This is a genomic window from Paraburkholderia kururiensis JCM 10599 = LMG 19447, assembly GCF_003986935.1.
In the GTDB taxonomy this organism is placed as follows: Bacteria; Pseudomonadota; Gammaproteobacteria; order Burkholderiales; family Burkholderiaceae; genus Paraburkholderia; species Paraburkholderia kururiensis.
Genome location: NZ_RJZE01000004.1, coordinates 272,929 through 289,458 on the forward strand (window position 1 = coordinate 272,929; position 16,530 = coordinate 289,458).

The following is a 16,530-nucleotide window of genomic DNA, read 5'->3' on the forward strand; positions in this document are numbered from 1 at the left end:
GCCGATGGGGGCGCCGATGGGGGTGCCGATGAAGGCGCCGCCGATGCGCCCCGCACTCAGGACCCCATACCCAGTCGGCCCGAGCGTGAATGACGAAACCAGACGAGATCCGACGAAACCCGACGAGACCCAACCGCTGCCGCGCAACATGACGCCCACCTTGCCACCCCATGTTTCCGCCGCGCGCTTTGCGCAGGCCCTTGCCGCGTTCGGCGCCATCGTCGGTGCGAACCAGGTGTCGACCACGGCCGCCGAACTCGCGCGCTACGCCGACCCGTTCGCGCCGGGCGACGGCGAGCGCGCGTTCACCGCGTCGGCCGTGCTCACGCCGGCGTCCGTCGATGAAGTGCGCGCCGTTCTGCGCGTCGCCAACGAATATGGCGTGCCGCTGTGGACCGTCTCGACGGGCCGCAACTACGGCTACGGCGGCGCAGCGCCGCGTCTGGCGGGCTCCGTGGTGCTCGATCTGCAGCGGATGAACCGTATTCTCGAAGTCAACGAGCCGCTCGGCTATGCGCTCGTGGAGCCGGGCGTCAGCTACTTCGACCTGTACCAGCATCTGCGCACGCACGGCTACCGGCTCTGGACCGACCCGCCCGCCGCGGGTTGGGGCAGCGTGATGGGCAACACGCTCGAACGCGGCTTCGGCTACACGCCCTACGGCGATCACGCGGCCACGCAGTGCGGCATGGAAGTGGTGCTCGCGAACGGCGACGTGGTGCGCACCGGCATGGGCGGCATCGATACCGGCACGGCCTGGCAGCTCTATCGATACGGCTACGGTCCGCAGTTCGATCCGCTCTTCATGCAGTCGAACTACGGCATCGTGACGAAGCTCGGCGTGTGGCTGATGCCGGCGCCGCCCGCGTACTGGATCGTCGAAGTGCAGTTTCCGCGCGAGGACGATCTCGCGCCGCTCGTCGAGACGCTGCGGCCGTTGCAACTCGCGGGCACGATCGGCCAGCATGCCGTGATAGAAGGTGCGATTCGCCGCGCCGCGGGCCTCTCGCCGCGCGAGCACTGGTACGACGGGCCCGGCGCCATGCCGGAGAGCGTCGTGGCGTCGATGACGAAGCAACTCGGCGTGGGCCGCTGGAACCTGCATTTCGGGCTCTACGGCGAACCGGAAGTGATGGCCGCGCAGTACCGCATCGTCGAGCGCGCGTTCGCGTCCGTGCGCGACGCGCGGTTCATCGTGACGAAGTACAGCGGCGACGAACAGCCCACGGCGGGCGGCGCCCGCAACCGCGCGGGCATTCCTGCGATGAGCGCCTTTCGCATGCTCGACTGGCGCGGCGGCACGGGTGCGCACGTGGATTTTTCGCCGCTCTGTCCCGCAACAGGCGGCGACGCCATGCGCCAGTACACGCTCGTCAAGACGCGCGCCGCCGAATACGGCTTCGACTACTACGGCGGCTTCACCGCGGGCGGGCGGCACCTGCATCACATTTTCTCGGGGATCTTCCCGTCCGGCGACGCGCTCCTCACGCAACAGGCAAGCGACCTCATGCGCGCGTTGATGAGCGACGCGCGCGCCGCGGGCTACGGCGTGTATCGCTCGCATCTCGCGTGGATGGACTTCGCCGCCGCGCAGTACAGCTTCAACGACGGGGCGCTGCTGCGCCTTGCCGAAACGATCAAGGACGCACTCGATCCGCAAGGCGTGCTGTCGCCGGGCAAGCAGGGCGTGTGGCCGCGCGCGTGGCGCGGCGCACGCGGCTATACATGAACGGGCAGAGAGCAGGCAAACGCAGGGACAAAAGAAGGGGCGACGTGGACAGACGCAGGTTCGTGATGACAGGAGGAGGGCTTGCTGCCGGCCTGTGCCTGCCGCCGTGGACGGTGCGGGCGGCGGGCAAGGCCCGTGCCATGGTCCTGTTCGACGAGGCGCTGGTGGCGAAACACGGGTTCGCGCGCTATGTGCGCGACGCGGGGTCGACGGGTTACGCCGCGCTGGACCGGCTGTCTTGCGTGCCGGTCGGCGAGGACATCGCCGAGGCGTGGTACGGCGTGTTGCTGCCCGACTTGATGCCCGACTTGATGCGCGCGCAGAGCCTGCCGCGCGAGCCGTGGACGTTGGTCGGCTTCACGCGGCCTGCGGATTTCTTCGTGCTCTCGCGGCTCGCGCACATGCAGCGCAGCTTCAGATGGCATGTGCACAGCGAGACCCTGGGCGGCGTACGACGCGACGATCTGCGCAGTGGGCTCGATGAACACGTGTGGTTCACGATCGTGGCTTCATAAGCGTTATTAAGCGTTATTGCGCGCGCAGCGAGCCGCGTGGCCGTGGTGTCTTCTGTCACGACACGTCGGTACTGTTGCCTTCACTCAAAACCGGTACTCCGGATTTTTCGGGTCGAACGTGAGGTCGTCGAAGGTCTTCGGCGAAATGTGTTCGAACACGATGCGCTCGAAAATCCTGCCGTCGTTGTCGTAGGACTCGATGGTGCGAAACCACGGATGCCGCAGGTCGAGCCCGAGCACTTCCTTCTTGGCGTAGAACGCGGGCCGGCCCGTCGGCGTCTCCCACGTGAACGCGACCACGCGCACGCCGTTCATCGTCTTCACTTCGATCTGGCTCGGGTGCGTGATGCCCGCCTCGGCGAACTTCCTGCCTTCTGTGAGGTACTGATGAACGATGAACGCCGTGCCCAGATCGGTCACGCGATGGTTCGACTGCGCACGCGCGAGCACGCCATCAAGCGAGGCCCATAGCGGCATCACGTTGAGCAGGCCGCCCAGGTGGCCGTACATTTCGTCGCGGCGCTTCGACGCGTCGTAAAGCACCTCCTGGCCTGCGTGTGCGCCGTCGGGCAGCCACTTCGCGTAGATGCGCAGCGGCTCGTGCGTGAGGCGCACCAGCATGTGATCGGGCTTGCCCGGCCAGATGCCGCGCACGCGTTCGCTGCGCCACATCGTGAATTCGCAGGAGGAGTAGCCGCCCGAACCGGTGGCGAGATAGCGCGGCAGCGTGAGCGGATCGAGCGATTCGAACAGCGAGACGAGCTGGCCGTCGTCGAGCTTTTCGAGCAGACCGCTCTTCGCGGCGTGCACGAGCCAGGCGACCTGCGCGTCGGGCGCGAGCTTGCCGGCCTCGCCGGGCGGCACGTTGGCGATACGGGGCGAGGTGGGGGAGGTAGGCGGCAGTGCCGTTGCGGCCACTTCGGCGGTGGCGTTCGCCGGGGCATCGGCGGAAGCGTTCGCGCTGCCTGCGTCTGCTTCTGCGTTTGAGTCCGCGTCGCTTGCGGTTTGAGCAGCGACTGCATGCTCGCCGGCCGACTCGGCAGCCAGGGCTGCGGGCACCGGCGCCAACGCGGCGGGCACTGCCATGGTCACCGCCAACGCCACCGCGGTAGCGAACGCGGCGACACGCGCGCCGATATGCCGGGTCAGTGCAGCAACGCCACTGCGCGACGAACCCCTGGCTGCTTCAGCGGCAACCCCGTCAACTCCGGCAGCGGCCCCAACATCACCACGCCCCCACAACCCCTGCAAGACAAACGCAAGCAAGGCGTGGCCACGCCCTGCCGCCAGTGGATGCTTCATCGTTCACTCTCCATGTTGGGCGAGAGGAGCCGCCACAGGCTCCTCGGCGCCGGCAAATGGAAGAGTAAACGGTTCAGCCGCGCGTTTGCTTCCGCAATTCCTCGTCGCGCAATTCGCGGCGCAGGATCTTGCCCACGTTGGTCTGCGGCAGCGACTCGCGGAACTCCACTTCCTTCGGCACCTTGTAGCCTGTCAGGTGCTTGCGGCTGAACTGGATCACCGCCTCGGCCGTGAGCGACGGGTCGCGCCGCACCACGAACACCTTCACGTGTTCGCCGTGCGCGGGATCGGGCACGCCGATGGCCGCCACTTCGCGCACGTCGGGATGCATCGCGATCACGTCTTCCACTTCGTTCGGATACACGTTGAAGCCGGAGACGAGAATCATGTCCTTCTTGCGGTCGATGAGCCGGATGAAGCCGCGCGCATCCATCACGCCGATGTCGCCCGTTGCGAGCCAGCCGTCTTCGTCGAACACCTTCGCCGTTTCGTCGGGGCGGTTCCAGTAGCCCTTCATGACCTGCGGACCCTTCACGCACAACTCGCCCGGCTCGCCGATGTTGGCCCAACTGCCGTCGTCCTTCCTGAAACGCACCTGGGTGGAGGGCGCCGGCACGCCGATCGAGCCTTCGAAGTCGTGCAGGTTCGACAGATCCACGGGGTTCATCGCGACGATGGGCGAGCATTCCGTGAGCCCGTAGCCTTCGATGATCGGCTTGCCCGTCACGGCCTTGAAGCGCTCGGCCACGGCCTTCTGCGTGGCCATGCCGCCCGCCATGGCGAGCTTGAGGCCGGAGAAGTCGCGCTTGCGGAATTCCTCGTTGTCGAGGAACGCGTTGTAGAGCGTATTGACCGCGGTGATGCCCGTGAACTTCTCGTGGCGGATGATCTTCATCACGCGCGCTGTGTCGCGTGGATTCGCAATCAGGATGTTGCGGCCGCCGAGTCCCATGAAGATGAGTGCGTTCACCGTGAGCGAGTAGATGTGATAGAGCGGCAGCGGCGTGAGCACCGTTTCCACTTCGCCCGTGAGCTGACCCGCGGACCACGCCTTCGCCTGCAGCAGATTGGCGATGATGTTGCGATGCGTGAGCATCGCACCCTTCGCCACGCCCGTGGTGCCGCCCGTGTATTGCAGGAACGCGATGTCGTCGTGGCCTGCCTGCACGGGCGTGTGCGGGCGGCTGTAGCCGAGCGCGAGCGCATCGAGCAGCCGCACCGCGCCGGGCAGCCGGTACTCGGGCACCATCTTTTTCACGCGCTTTAACACGAAGTTGATGAGCCGGCCCTTCAGGTTGAGCCCGTCCGCGAGCAGGTCGCCCAGCGCCGTCACGATCACGTTGCGCACCTGCGTGCCGGGCAGGGCGTCCTGCACGGTCTTCGCGAAATTCTCGAACACGATGATGGTCTGCGCGCCGCTGTCCTTCAGTTGATGCGCAAGCTCGCGCACCGTGTAGAGCGGATTCACGTTGACGACGATGCCGCCCGCCTTGAGCACGCCGAAGAGCGACACGGGGTACTGAAACGTGTTGGGCAGCATGATGGCCACGCGGTCGCCGGGCTTCACGCCGATGGACTGCAGATACGCCGCGAGCGCCGTCGCCTTGCGCGCAAGTTCGCCGTAGGTCATGTCCTCGCCCACGCTCACGTAGGCCACGCGCTCGCGAAACTGCTCGATGCATTCGTCGAAGAACTGGACGATGGACGCGTACTGGTTGACGTCGATCTCGTGCGGCACGTCGGACGGATACGAGGCATACCAGATGCCGTCGGTGTTGGGCGCGGGCCTCATCGAGCCGGCGCCCGCAGCGGGCACGGTGGGCGCTGTCGGCACGGTAGGTGCCGTTGGGATAGGTTGGTTCATCGCTTCGTCTCCTGACTATTCTTGTAGGGAAATCGTGTGCACGCACGCTTGCCTGAACGGCGAGCCTAGCGCTCCAGTATCGCGACCACGCCCTGGCCTCCCGCCGCGCAGATCGAGATCAGGCCGCGCGCCGTGCCTTCGGGTTTGCCGAGCTGGGTGAGCATCTTGGCGAGGCTCGCCACGAGCCGGCCGCCCGTGGCCGCGAACGGATGCCCCGTCGCGAGCGACCCGCCGTTCACGTTGAGCTTCGCCGCATCGATGGGGCCGAGCGGCGCGTCCAGTTGCAACTGCGTGAGGCAGTACTCCTCGTCCTGCCAGGCGGCAAGCGTGCAGAGCACCTGCGCCGCGAAGGCCTCGTGGATCTCGTAGAGGTCGAAGTCCTGCAGCATGAGGCCGACGCGTGCGAGCATGCGCGGCACGGCGTAGGCGGGTGCCATCAGCAGGCCTTCCTTCTTCTCGAAGAAATCCACCGCAGCGGTCTCGTAGGCCGTCAGATAAGCGAGTACCGGCAACCCGCGCGCCGCGGCCCAGGCTTCGCTTGCGAGCAGCACGGCCGAGGCGCCATCGGTGAGCGGCGTCGAGTTGCCGGCTGTCATCGTGCCGGCGTCGCGGTCGAACGCGGGTGTGAGCGAGGCGAGCTTTTCGGCGCTCAGGTCGGGACGCAGATTGTTGTCGCGCGTGAGGCCGCGGTAGGGCGTCATGAGGTCGTTGAAGAAACCGCGTTCGTAAGCGGCGGCGAGCTTGCGATGGCTGTCCAGCGCGAGCGCGTCTTGCGCCTCGCGCGCGATGTTCCAGCGCTTGGCCGTCAGTTCGCAATGCTCGCCCATCGAAAGCCCCGTGCGCGGCTCGACGTTGCGCGGCAGCTGCGGCTTCACGAGCATGCCGGGCCGCAGCTTCGCGAGGGCGCCCACGCGTGCGGCGGTGCTTCTGCCGCGATTCGCTTCGAGCAGGATCTTGCGCATCTTCTCGTTCACGCCGATGGGCACATCCGAGGTCGTATCCACGCCGCCCGCGATACCGGCCTCGATCTGCCCGAGCGCGATCTTGCCGGCCACGAGCAGCGCGGCTTCGAGGCCCGTGCCGCAGGCCTGCTGCACGTCGTAGGCGGGCGTTTCCTTCGCGAGCGTGGTGGAGAGCACGGACTCGCGCGTGAGGTTGAAGTCGCGCGAATGCTTGATGACCGCGCCCGCGGCCACCTCGCCCAGGCGCTCGCCATGCAGGTTGAAGCGATCGACAAGCCCTTGCAGCGCGAACGTGAGCATGTCCTGATTCGACGCGGTGGCGTAGGCGGTGTTCGAACGGGCAAACGGAATGCGATTGCCGCCGACAATCGCGACACGGCGCACGGCGGGAAGCGGCAGAGTCATGCGGGGCTCCTGGTCGTGGTTTTACAGCCAATCGTTGTACGGGCTTTGCGGCGGCGCGCGGCATTCATCGCAGCACCCATTGGAACCGGCCGCGCAGGTGCGGCTTCTCGCCTGCGGCGTCGCGCACCTCGAACTCGCGTTCCACGAGCGAAGTGCCCGCGCTCCAGAGCGATGCTTCGCCCGGCAGCGCGAGCGGCAGCTTGAATTCGGCGCTGGCACTCGCGCTGGCGAGCGGCTTCGGCGGCTGCAGCGCGGCGCACGCGCGCCCGAGCGTCCACATGCCGTGCGCGATGGCACGCGGGAAACCGAATACTTTCGCGGAGAGCGCGGTGAGGTGGATCGGGTTGTAGTCGCCGGAGACGCTCGCATAGTCGCGGCCCAGTTGACGCGGCAATTGCCAGCGCGCCAGCCGCGCGAGCGCGTCGCGCTCGAACGCCATGCTGTCGAGCGGGTCGCCCGTTGCGGCGATGCCGCGCTTCAGGTACACGCTCTCGCCGTCCCAGACCGCTTCGCCGCGCCGGTACACGCGCGAATTGAGCACGAATGCCTGGCCTTTTTCGTGGCGCAGCAGCGCGCCGAACTCGGCCTCCACACGCAGCACGTCGCCTTCGGCAAGCGGTTTGCGCAGGTGCACGTGATTGGCGAGATGCACGATGCCGGGCGCGGACCACGGAAACGCCGGGTCGGTGAGCAACATGAGATGCAGCGGGAATGCGAGCACGTGAATGAACGTGAGCGGCACGCCGTGCTCGGGAATGAAGCCGCACACGCGCGCGTAGCGCTCCATCGCGAGCGGGTCGAGCGTGACGGCAGGGCGTACCAGCCGCAGCGCCGGCAACACGTTCACGCGATGCCGTCGCATGAGCCCCGCGAGTGCGCGCGCGTAGAGCACCGCAGGCGCGGGGACGCGCTCAACGACGACGGTCTTCGGACGCCGCGTTGCGGAGGGCTCGCCATGTTGCGATCCGTTTCCGCCTGCGTGTCCTGGTCCGCTGCCGAATGGCTGCCCGCTGCTCACGGCTATGCTCCAATCAGGCTCTGACCGCATACGCGCACCACCTGGCCCGTCACGCCCGCGCTGCCTGGATGCGCGAGCCATGCGATGGTCTGCGCCACGTCCACGGGCTGGCCGCCCTGACTCATCGCGTTCATGCGCCGGCCGGCTTCGCGGATTGCGAGCGGCATCTTCGCGGTCATCTGCGTTTCGATGAAGCCGGGCGCCACCGCGTTGATCGTGATGCCGCGCGCACGCAGCGGCGCGGCCATGCTTTCCACGCGACCGATCACGCCGGCCTTCGAGGCCGCGTAGTTGGTCTGGCCCACGTTGCCCGCAATGCCGCCAATCGACGACACGCAGACGATGCGTCCGCCGTCGCGCAGCGTGCCGGCGTCGAGCAGCGCGTCGTCGATGCGCTCCTGCGCGCTCAGGTTGATGTCGATCACGCTACGCCATGCCTCGACGCTCATCTTCGCCACGGTCTTGTCTTTGGTGATGCCCGCGTTGTGCACGACGATGTCGATGCCGTTTTCGTCCAGCGCCGCGGCGATGTCGGCGGGCGCCTCGGGCGCGGTGATGTCGAAGGCGAGGGCGGTGCCGGCGATCTGGCGCATCGTCGAGTCGAGCGCGTCGCGCGCCGCGGGAATGTCGACGCCCATCACGTGCGCGCCCTGGGCGGCGAGTTCGTGCGCAATCGCCGCGCCGATGCCGCGCGCGGCACCCGTCACCATCGCGCGGCGGCCGGCAAGCGGGCGCTGCCAGTCGAATGTGTCGGGCAGTTCCGGCATAACGGGTGCATGTTCGATGCGCACGACCTGGCCCGACACATACGCCGAGCGCGGCGAGAGCAGAAAACGCAGTGTCGATTCGATGCCGTGCGCGGCGTTGGGCGCCACGTAGACGAGATTCGCGGTGATGCCGCGCCGCGCTTCTTTGCCGAGCGAACGCACGAAGCCTTCGAGCGCGCGCTGTGCGGTCCACTGCCGCGCGCTCGCGCAGCGCTGCGGCGTGCAGCCCAGCACGACGAGACGCCCGCAGCGCGCCACCGAGCGCAGCGCGTCGTGAAAGAACGTGTAGAGCGGTTCGAGATGCCGGCTGTGGTCGATGCCCGATGCGTCGAAGATCAGCGCGCTCACGCGCGCGGGCGAGCCCGCGTCCACGGGCTCGAAGCGACCCGTCATGAGACCGTGCCGTGCCGCGAGCGGCATCCACAGCGCAGCGCTCTCGTGCGCGACGCTCGTCATGCCGAGCCGCGCGATCATGCCGGCGAGCGCATCGAGCCATTGCGGCTCGCGGCCCGCGCCGATCGCGACGAGCCCGTCGAACTCGGGCTGGTCCGCGCGATAGCGGCGCAGCACTTCCGGCTTCGGCAGCCCGAGCGAGCGCACGAGCTTGCCGCCGAGCGGCGAGTTCACGAAGTTCAGGTAAGCGTCGTTCATCTTCGTGGTGGTCCTCGTAAGGGGCGCGCGTTGCGTTGGATTCTCGTTGGATGTCGTGGTGGCGGTGACGCTAGCGGGCGTTCGTAGTCTCGTGTCTTCACGCGCGTGCCTGCGCGCTTGTCCTCGTGCCCGTCCGCGTGTTGTGCCCGCTCATGCGGCCAGATCCATCGCCTTTTCCAGTGCCTCGCGGCGTTTTTGCAGGCCCGTGAGCATATCGAAGTCCGGCGCGAAATCGTCCACCTTGACGGCCTCGGCCGCGTAGCGCGCGTAGTCGTCGAGCGTCTGCCGTTCGTCTGCATCGATCAAGCCTTGTTGCTGCGCGCTCGCCGTCCAGGCGGCGAGCGCGGCCATGCTTTGCGGCATCGGCGCGAGCCTGCCCGCGTGCACGGCGTCGCGCAGCCTGCGCTCGATGGCGGCCACGCGCGGACTCAGCGCAAAGACCAGTTCGCCGTAGCCGATCGCGTCCACCTCGACAGGCGGCACGTACGAATCCGCGACGAGGCGCTCGCGTGCGGCACCGGGCGTCTGCATCAGCTCGGCAATCTGCGTGCCGAGCGCATCGGACGGCGCGCGATGCGGCAGGCCGAACGGGAACGCGAGCACGCGCACGAGCCACGCGACGGCGCGGTTCGGGTAATTCGCGAGCACGCCGTCAATGGCCTGCTGCGCCGTGAAGAGCGCATCTTCCACGCCCCAGCGCACGAGCGGCAGGTCGTCCTGCTGGCGGCCTTCGTCCTCGTAGCGCTTGAGCGTCGCCGAGATCAGGTAGAGCTGGGCGAGCACGTCGCCGAGTCGCCCCGAGATGCGCTCGCGCCGCTTGAGGTCGCCGCCCAGCACGAACATCGAAACGTCCGCGAGTAGCGCGAACACGACGGATAAGCGTGTGGCCGCGCGATAAAACGGCGCGAGCGTGGCGTCGGCGCGCTGGGGCGCGCGAATGAAGCGGCCGCCTGTCAGTCCGTAGACGAGGCTGCGCACGGCGTTCGAGAGCGTGAAGTTGAGGTGCCCGAAGAACGCCGCATCGAACTCGCGCAGCGCGCGTGGATAGTCCGCTTCGCTATGGCTCTCGCGCGTTGCGGTCATTTCCTTGAGCACGTAGGGATGGCAGCGTATCGCCCCCTGGCCGAAGATGATGAGGCAGCGCGTGAGGATATTCGCGCCTTCCACGGTGATCGCGATGGGCACCTGCTGATAGGCGCGCGCGAGGAAGTTCGACGGTCCCATGCAGATGCCTTTGCCGGCAACGACGTCCATGCCGTCGTTGATTACTTTGCGGGCGCGCTCGGTGATGTGATATTTCGCGATCGCCGAGATCACCGACGGCTTCTCGCCCAGATCCACGGCCTGCGCGGAGAGCCGGCGCGCCGCGTCCATCACGTAGAGATGACCACCCATGCGACCGAGTGCTTCCTGCACGCCCTCGAAGCGGCCAATCGCCGTGCGGAACTGGCGGCGCACGGCGGCGTAGGCGCCGGTGCCGCGCACCGCGAGCTTCGCCATGCCGACGTTCGACGAAGGCAGCGAGATGGCGCGTCCCGCGGCGAGGCACTCCATCAGCATGCGCCAGCCGTTGCCCACCTGAGCACGGCCGCCGATCACCCAGTCGAGCGGAATGAAGACGTCCTTGCCCCAGTTCGGGCCGTTCTGGAACACGGCGTTGAGCGGCCAATGGCGCCGGCCGATCTGCACGCCGGGGTGCGTCGTGGGAATCAGCGCGCAGGTGATGCCGGGTTCGTCGTCGGCGCCGAGCAGATGATCGGGATCGAGCGCGCGAAACGCGAGGCCGAGTACGGTGGCGATCGGGCCGAGCGTGATGTAGCGCTTCTCCCAGGTCACGCGAAAGCCGAGCGTCTCGCGGCCTTCGAACAGGCCCTTGCAGACAATGCCGACATCGGGAATGGCAGCCGCGTCGGACCCGGCATAGGGGCTCGTGAGCGCGAAGCACGGAATTTCTTCGCCGCGTGCGAGACGCGGCAAGTAGTGATTCTTCTGCTCTTCGGTGCCGTAGTGCATGAGCAGTTCGGCGGGGCCGAGCGAATTGGGCACCATCACCGAAACAGCCGCCGCCGAACAGCGCGTGGCGAGCTTCATGATGACCTGCGAATGTGCGTACGCGGAGAATTCCTTACCGCCGTAGCGCTTCGGAATGATCATGCCGAGAAAGCCCTGCTCCTTGATGTAGCGCCACGCTTGCGGCGAGAGGTCTTGCCAGACAGCCGTGGTGTCCCAGTCGTTCGCGAGATGGCACAGTTCCTCGCATTCGTGATCGAGGAACGCCTGCTCTTCGGCGGTGAGCGTGGCGGGGCCGTGTGCGAGCAGGGCGTCCCAATGCGGGCGTCCGGCGAAGAGTTCGGCATCCCACCACACGGTGCCGGCTTCGATGGCATCGCGCTCCGTGGGCGACATCTCCGGCAGGATGCGGCGGAACGTATCGAGCACGGGCCTTGTGAGCCATGTGCGGCGCAGCGGCTTGAGCGCGAGCACCAGCGCGGGCAGCACGATCAGAACAGCGAGCAACGCGGTGCCGGGCGTGCCTGCAACGCCCGCAAGGTGTGCGGCGCCTACCCACGCGACCGATGCGGCGAGCCACCACCCCGCATGGGCCTCGACGTAAAGCAGCGCGGCCGCGCCGATGACGAACGCAACGATGAACCACGACATGGCGTTTTCCTCCCTGATTAGCCTGTCTGCGACCTGTTCACGTCGATGCCGGCGGGCGAGTGCAAGCCCGTGACTGGCGTGAAGCGGTTTTGTTGTTGTCGGTGTGGGCCGGTCAGCCGGTCTTATAGCCGTCTTGTTAGCGGACCGTGTTTGTCCCTTGTGTTTGTCGATTGTGTTTCGGCGGTCATGTTGCCGGTGCGGGAGGCATGGCCACATCCGCGCCTCGCACACCGACGCCCGCTTGTCCTCCCACTCAGGTGCCTTTCCAGGTGATGCCGCGGGTGACCTCGCGGGTGCGGTGCAGGTGCAAAGCAGTCCCCTGCTAAGCGCCTGCTTTGCCCGCGATCACATCGCGCCGCTTGCGGCCCGATGCAGTGTCGATCCCGAGGCCACGCCGCCGCCCGGACGCTCCGCTTCACGCGCCGCCGAACCCGGCGGCGCCGCGGACGAGGTGGTCGATGCGTCGCCGGACGGCGCAGGTGGTGTGCTGCCCTCCGCCTTCAGCGCCGGCGCCGACGTCGTGGCTGTGGCTGCGGCTGCCGTGCTGCACGCCATCGCCTCCACACCATCGCCCGCATCGCCCAGCACGGCCGCGAACATCGCGAGCTGTGCCGAGTCGGGCAGCGGGGCTTTCAGCGCGGACACCATCAGTGAGGCGAGCCGCGCAATCAGTTGCAGGTCGTTCATCGACTTGCCCTGCGAGAACTCGGAGATGAGGCGGTCCGTATCCGCGCCCGCGAGCACGCCGGAGAGCGCGCCGATGGCGAAGTGCAGGCGCCAGCCCAGTTCCTCGCGCGGCAGGTGGGGCAGCGCACGCTGAAACGCGGCGAAGAACCGCTCTGCAACCGACGCGTAATGCGCATTCAGAAAGTCGCGAATGAACGACGACGGGTCCGTATAGGCGCGGCCCAGGAGCCGCAGAAACGCACGCCCGCCCACGAGCGGGTCGCGCGAAAGACGCAGCGCGGGAATGAACATCGCGCCCAGCACGTGCTCGCAGGTGAGCCGCTCGCCGAGCAGCGCGTCGAAGCGGTCGAGCAGTTGAAGCCGTGCTTCGTTGAGACGGTCGAGCCGGCGCGAGAGCATTGCGTGGATCAGCGCTTCCTTGCTGCCGAAGTGATAGTTGACCGCGGCCAGATTGACCTCGGCGCGCGACGTGATCTGCCGCAGCGACATCGCTTCGTAGCCGAACTCGACGAACAGGGTCTCGGCGGCATCGAGGATGCGGGTTTTCGTGTCGCCGGTGGCCCGGCTCGTGTTGCGGACTGCCATGTTGCGCCTCCATTGCCGGTGGCCCGGCACGCAAACAAGCGATTCAAATTTTTAATTGAAACAGGCGTTTTACCGAGAATACGAGACAGCGTGGTCGAGCGTGAAGAGGTGAGCGTGGACGGACTCCTCTAAAAAGGCGGCCCTATGACGTGCCGCAATGCAGGTGCACTGCACAATGTGCTACGCGAAACGCGCTCCGATACTCGACGAGCGCGCCGCGGCACAACCGAAAAATCGACGAAAAACAAACGAAAAAAGCCGTCCCGATTCGTCATCGGGACGGCCTCGTAAGAACTGCTGTGGCCGGCGGACCAGTGGTCCGCCTGATTGAATGCTTGTGGTGTTGCTGCGTTGAAACGGGCGTACGCCGCGTTGTTGTCCGAACGATGGACCCGCTAGTCGATCGACAGCACCTGTTTCGCGGATTGTGTCATATCTATGCCGCGCCGTTCACGGCTGAAAAGAATCAGCGCGGCGATAACCACGGCCACGGTGCCGGCGACGGCCGCGAGCGCAAACGAGTAGTCGTTGCCCCGGCTCACGGCAATGGATGCCTGCATCGTGGCATTGACCGAAGCCAGCAGGTTGCCCAGCTGATAGACGAGCCCTGGGAACGTCGCGCGAATTTCGTCGGGCGAAATTTCGTTCAGATGCACGGGAATCACGCCCCATGCGCCTTGCACGGAGATCTGCATCAGGAAGGCGCCAGCCGCGAGCGCGACTGCACCGCTCGAAAACGCCCACAGCGGCAGCACGGGCAGTGCGATCAGGGCCGCGATGAAGATAGCCCAGCGACGGCCGATCTTTTCGGAGAGCGAGCCGAAGAACAGGCCGCCCACAATCGCCCCGACGTTCAGCACGATCGCGATGAGCGAAACCGTATGCGCGTCGAAGTGATGCTGTTCACGCAGGAAGGTCGGGTACAGGTCCTGGCTGCCGTGCGAGAAGAAGTTGAAGCAGGTCATCAGCACGATGGCGTAGAGCGAGAGGCCCCAGTTGCGCTTGAGCGTCTCGACGAGACCGGGCCGATGCTTCTTTTCCATGGCCTTCCACGCCGGCGATTCGGGCACGCTTGCACGAATGTAGAGCACGAGCAGCGCGGGCGCCACGCCCACGAAGAACATGCCGCGCCAGCCGATGTACTGATAGAGCACGCCGAACACCACACTCGCCAGCAGATAGCCGCTCGGGTAGCCCGCTTGCAGGAGACCCGAGACGAAGCCGCGCGCGTGCGCGGGCACGGTCTCCATGGTGAGTGCCGAGCCCACGCCCCATTCGCCGCCCATCGCGATGCCGAAGAGCGAGCGCATGACGAGCAGCGTGGTGAGATTGGGCGAGAAGCCCGAGAGCAGTTCGAGCAGCGAGTAGCACGCGATGTTGACCATCAGCGTGGGACGACGTCCGAATTTGTCCGCAAGCCGCCCGAAGATCAGGGCGCCGATCGGCCGCATGGCAAGCGTAAGGGTGATGGCAAAGGCAACGGCGGGAATTTTCGTATTGAATTCCGCAGCGATATCTTTCAATACGAAAACCATGAGAAAGAAATCGAATGCGTCGAGCGTCCAGCCCAGATAGGCGGCGATCGTTACGTTTCTCTGTTCTCGCGTCCAGCTCATTTGATTTTTCTCCTGTGTCTGCGGTGCTCCGCGCAGTTGGGCGAAAGCAGCGAGGCGCCCGGCACGCCCCGTGGTGCGGGCTTGCGGCGAGTGTACGCCGACGTTTAAACGTCTGCATGAAACTCGCTGCCAAATCGGTACTAATCCCTGGTTAATTCGAGCCGGAATGAAAGCTTGATGTATTTAATGTATTGATAATGTAAATATTGGGGACTCGTATCAGGCATTTCCCGTGCATATTGCAATGCAATAGATTCGGCAAAAAATTGCGGCGGCCGCTGCGAATGAACGCGCGTATGAACGTGCATATGAACGCCCCACGAACGCTTGCATGAACCCGGAAGCCGTGCCATCCGTGCGCGTGGCGCTTCCTTGCGCCGATTAAGCGCGCTTTAAGCCTCGCCCCCTACCTTCAAGCGCGACGCGTGGGATGTTTGCGTCCTATGCGCCTCCATCGACGTGACCAGCAAGGAGGTCGATATGAACAAGCGTGCCATTCTGTGGTTGCCCGCGGGCGTGCTCGCGGCGGTGTGCGGTTTGCAGTTCGCGTATGGCGCCGAACCGGGCTTGCCGCCCATGCAGCGCGCGGGCGCGATCAGCTATCTGTCGGGTGGTGTCGGGAGCGACCAGTCCAGCGCGATCAAGAGCGTCATGCACCGTTATCCGCTCGTGCTCGAGTTCGTCGGCAAGACCGGCGCCGACAACGAATATCTGGCGGACGTGCCGGTGCATATCGCGGACGCGCACGGCAACAGCTTGCTGACCACGAAGGCCAACGGGCCTTTCATGTTGCTCTCGCTACCGCACGGGCGCTACGTGGTCAGCGCGAACTACAACGGCAAGACTGAGCGGCGCGAGGTCGATATCGAAGCCGCCACGCGCGCACATGAAATGTTCGTGTGGCAGATGTAGCGGGTGGCGCGCCGCGTGCAGGCGAAGCGGCGTGCCGCCCTGCGAGCGTGCCGATGCGCGGATTGCCCGGGACGTATCGCGCAAAAAGCCGCGCGCCCGGCTGCTTCGCATGAGCAGGCGGGCGCGCGGATGAAACGGCGGAAAGGGTGGCGCGATCAGTAGCGCGGAGGCGGACGGTGGTCGTCGCGATGATCGTCGTGCATGCGGTGCGGCGGACCCGGATCACGCGGATGGTGACGCATCCACTCGTCGTGCGCCCAGTAGCGGCGGCCGTCCCAGTAACGGTCGCCATGCCAGCCTATCGAGACGTGCAGGTCGACCGGCATCAGATGGGCCGCGGGAGCCTCGGCCGCCATGTAGCCCGGGGCATAGCCGGGTGCATAGCCAGGTACATAGCCAGGTGCGTGCTGAGCCATGGCCGCGCCTGCGGCAAACAGCGTGCAGCCGCTGGCGAGTGCGGCGACGAAAGGCTTGAGTTTTGATCGCATGAGCGTGTTCTCCGTTGAAATGGCGGCATGGCGATTGAGCCGCCCTTGCCGCGTCGCGTGGTTTTACTGGTTGCAGTGCGTCCCATGGTACGGATGCGTGCTTGCGCAAACGTAATGGGTTGTAAATGAGTGTTCCGCAATATTCGGGGCGTGGGATGCCGCCGCTGCGTGAGCGATCACGGGCTCGCTGCAGCGTGCGGCGAAACACGCGTGCTTCGCCGCGGGGCAAGCGGTTTCGAGCGCGCAGCGTTCACGACGGCTGGACAATCTGCCGTTACAACGCTCACAGCGCGGAAATCGTGAGTGCTTCGTGCGTGCGGGCCGTCCGTCGTGCCACGGCCCAACTTCGATGCAGACGTCTGCGATTG

General features: G+C 66.3%; 12 protein-coding genes. 3 read left to right on the plus strand and 9 right to left on the minus strand.

What is annotated here, in order from left to right; translation table 11 throughout:
- Positions 1-148: 148 nt before the first annotated feature.
- Both PKKP23_RS06635 and PKKP23_RS06640 read left to right on the plus strand, forming a co-directional pair.
- Positions 149-1,729, plus strand: coding sequence for an FAD-binding oxidoreductase (locus tag PKKP23_RS06635; RefSeq protein ID WP_126876281.1), 1,581 nt, complete (start codon positions 149-151; stop codon positions 1,727-1,729).
- A gap of 44 nt (positions 1,730-1,773) precedes the next feature.
- Complete coding sequence (locus PKKP23_RS06640; protein ID WP_126876282.1) at positions 1,774-2,244, plus strand: hypothetical protein; 471 nt, start codon at positions 1,774-1,776, stop codon at positions 2,242-2,244.
- A gap of 84 nt (positions 2,245-2,328) precedes the next feature.
- On the opposite strand, the gene PKKP23_RS06645 is transcribed toward PKKP23_RS06640, so the two are convergent.
- The 8 genes from PKKP23_RS06645 to PKKP23_RS06680 form a co-directional block, all read right to left on the minus strand.
- The gene (locus PKKP23_RS06645) at positions 2,329-3,330 is read right to left on the minus strand and encodes a DUF1571 domain-containing protein (RefSeq protein WP_240658789.1); all 1,002 of its coding nucleotides are present in this window, start codon (positions 3,328-3,330) and stop codon (positions 2,329-2,331) included.
- A 289-nt stretch (positions 3,331-3,619) separates the two neighbouring features.
- Positions 3,620-5,338, minus strand: a complete 1,719-nt coding sequence (locus PKKP23_RS06650) for an AMP-binding protein (RefSeq protein ID WP_208458731.1) — start codon at positions 5,336-5,338, stop codon at positions 3,620-3,622.
- A 137-nt stretch (positions 5,339-5,475) separates the two neighbouring features.
- Positions 5,476-6,777, minus strand: a complete 1,302-nt coding sequence (locus tag PKKP23_RS06655; protein WP_126876284.1) for an acetyl-CoA C-acetyltransferase — start codon at positions 6,775-6,777, stop codon at positions 5,476-5,478.
- Positions 6,778-6,841: 64 nt separating this feature from the next.
- Positions 6,842-7,795, minus strand: coding sequence for a MaoC/PaaZ C-terminal domain-containing protein (locus tag PKKP23_RS06660; RefSeq protein WP_240658790.1), 954 nt, complete (start codon positions 7,793-7,795; stop codon positions 6,842-6,844).
- Between the two features lie 2 nt (positions 7,796-7,797).
- Complete coding sequence (locus PKKP23_RS06665) at positions 7,798-9,213, minus strand: 3-oxoacyl-ACP reductase (RefSeq protein WP_126876285.1); 1,416 nt, start codon at positions 9,211-9,213, stop codon at positions 7,798-7,800.
- A gap of 150 nt (positions 9,214-9,363) precedes the next feature.
- A complete protein-coding gene (locus PKKP23_RS06670; protein ID WP_126876286.1) occupies positions 9,364-11,874 on the minus strand; it encodes an acyl-CoA dehydrogenase in 2,511 nt (836 codons plus the stop codon).
- Between the two features lie 345 nt (positions 11,875-12,219).
- Complete coding sequence (locus PKKP23_RS06675; protein WP_126876287.1) at positions 12,220-13,146, minus strand: TetR/AcrR family transcriptional regulator; 927 nt, start codon at positions 13,144-13,146, stop codon at positions 12,220-12,222.
- A 395-nt stretch (positions 13,147-13,541) separates the two neighbouring features.
- A complete protein-coding gene (locus tag PKKP23_RS06680) occupies positions 13,542-14,762 on the minus strand; it encodes an MFS transporter (RefSeq protein WP_017776591.1) in 1,221 nt (406 codons plus the stop codon).
- Between the two features lie 480 nt (positions 14,763-15,242).
- Here PKKP23_RS06680 and PKKP23_RS06685 point away from each other — a divergent pair, with 480 nt between their 5' ends.
- A complete protein-coding gene (locus tag PKKP23_RS06685) occupies positions 15,243-15,674 on the plus strand; it encodes a carboxypeptidase regulatory-like domain-containing protein (protein WP_126876288.1) in 432 nt (143 codons plus the stop codon).
- A 155-nt stretch (positions 15,675-15,829) separates the two neighbouring features.
- Here PKKP23_RS06685 and PKKP23_RS06690 read toward each other — a convergent pair whose 3' ends face one another.
- The gene (locus PKKP23_RS06690) at positions 15,830-16,162 is read right to left on the minus strand and encodes a hypothetical protein (RefSeq protein ID WP_126876289.1); all 333 of its coding nucleotides are present in this window, start codon (positions 16,160-16,162) and stop codon (positions 15,830-15,832) included.
- Positions 16,163-16,530: the final 368 nt, after the last annotated feature.

Coding starts and splice junctions, on each gene's coding strand:
- PKKP23_RS06635 (WP_126876281.1), top strand. CDS start 149: ATGACGCCCACCTTGCCACCCCATGTTTCCGCCGCGCGCTTTGCGCAG.
- PKKP23_RS06645 (WP_240658789.1), bottom strand. CDS start 3,330: ATGGCAGTGCCCGCCGCGTTGGCGCCGGTGCCCGCAGCCCTGGCTGCC.
- PKKP23_RS06650 (WP_208458731.1), bottom strand. CDS start 5,338: ATGAGGCCCGCGCCCAACACCGACGGCATCTGGTATGCCTCGTATCCG.
- PKKP23_RS06655 (WP_126876284.1), bottom strand. CDS start 6,777: ATGACTCTGCCGCTTCCCGCCGTGCGCCGTGTCGCGATTGTCGGCGGC.
- PKKP23_RS06665 (WP_126876285.1), bottom strand. CDS start 9,213: ATGAACGACGCTTACCTGAACTTCGTGAACTCGCCGCTCGGCGGCAAG.
- PKKP23_RS06670 (WP_126876286.1), bottom strand. CDS start 11,874: ATGTCGTGGTTCATCGTTGCGTTCGTCATCGGCGCGGCCGCGCTGCTT.
- PKKP23_RS06675 (WP_126876287.1), bottom strand. CDS start 13,146: ATGGCAGTCCGCAACACGAGCCGGGCCACCGGCGACACGAAAACCCGC.
- PKKP23_RS06680 (WP_017776591.1), bottom strand. CDS start 14,762: ATGAGCTGGACGCGAGAACAGAGAAACGTAACGATCGCCGCCTATCTG.
- PKKP23_RS06685 (WP_126876288.1), top strand. CDS start 15,243: ATGAACAAGCGTGCCATTCTGTGGTTGCCCGCGGGCGTGCTCGCGGCG.
- PKKP23_RS06690 (WP_126876289.1), bottom strand. CDS start 16,162: ATGCGATCAAAACTCAAGCCTTTCGTCGCCGCACTCGCCAGCGGCTGC.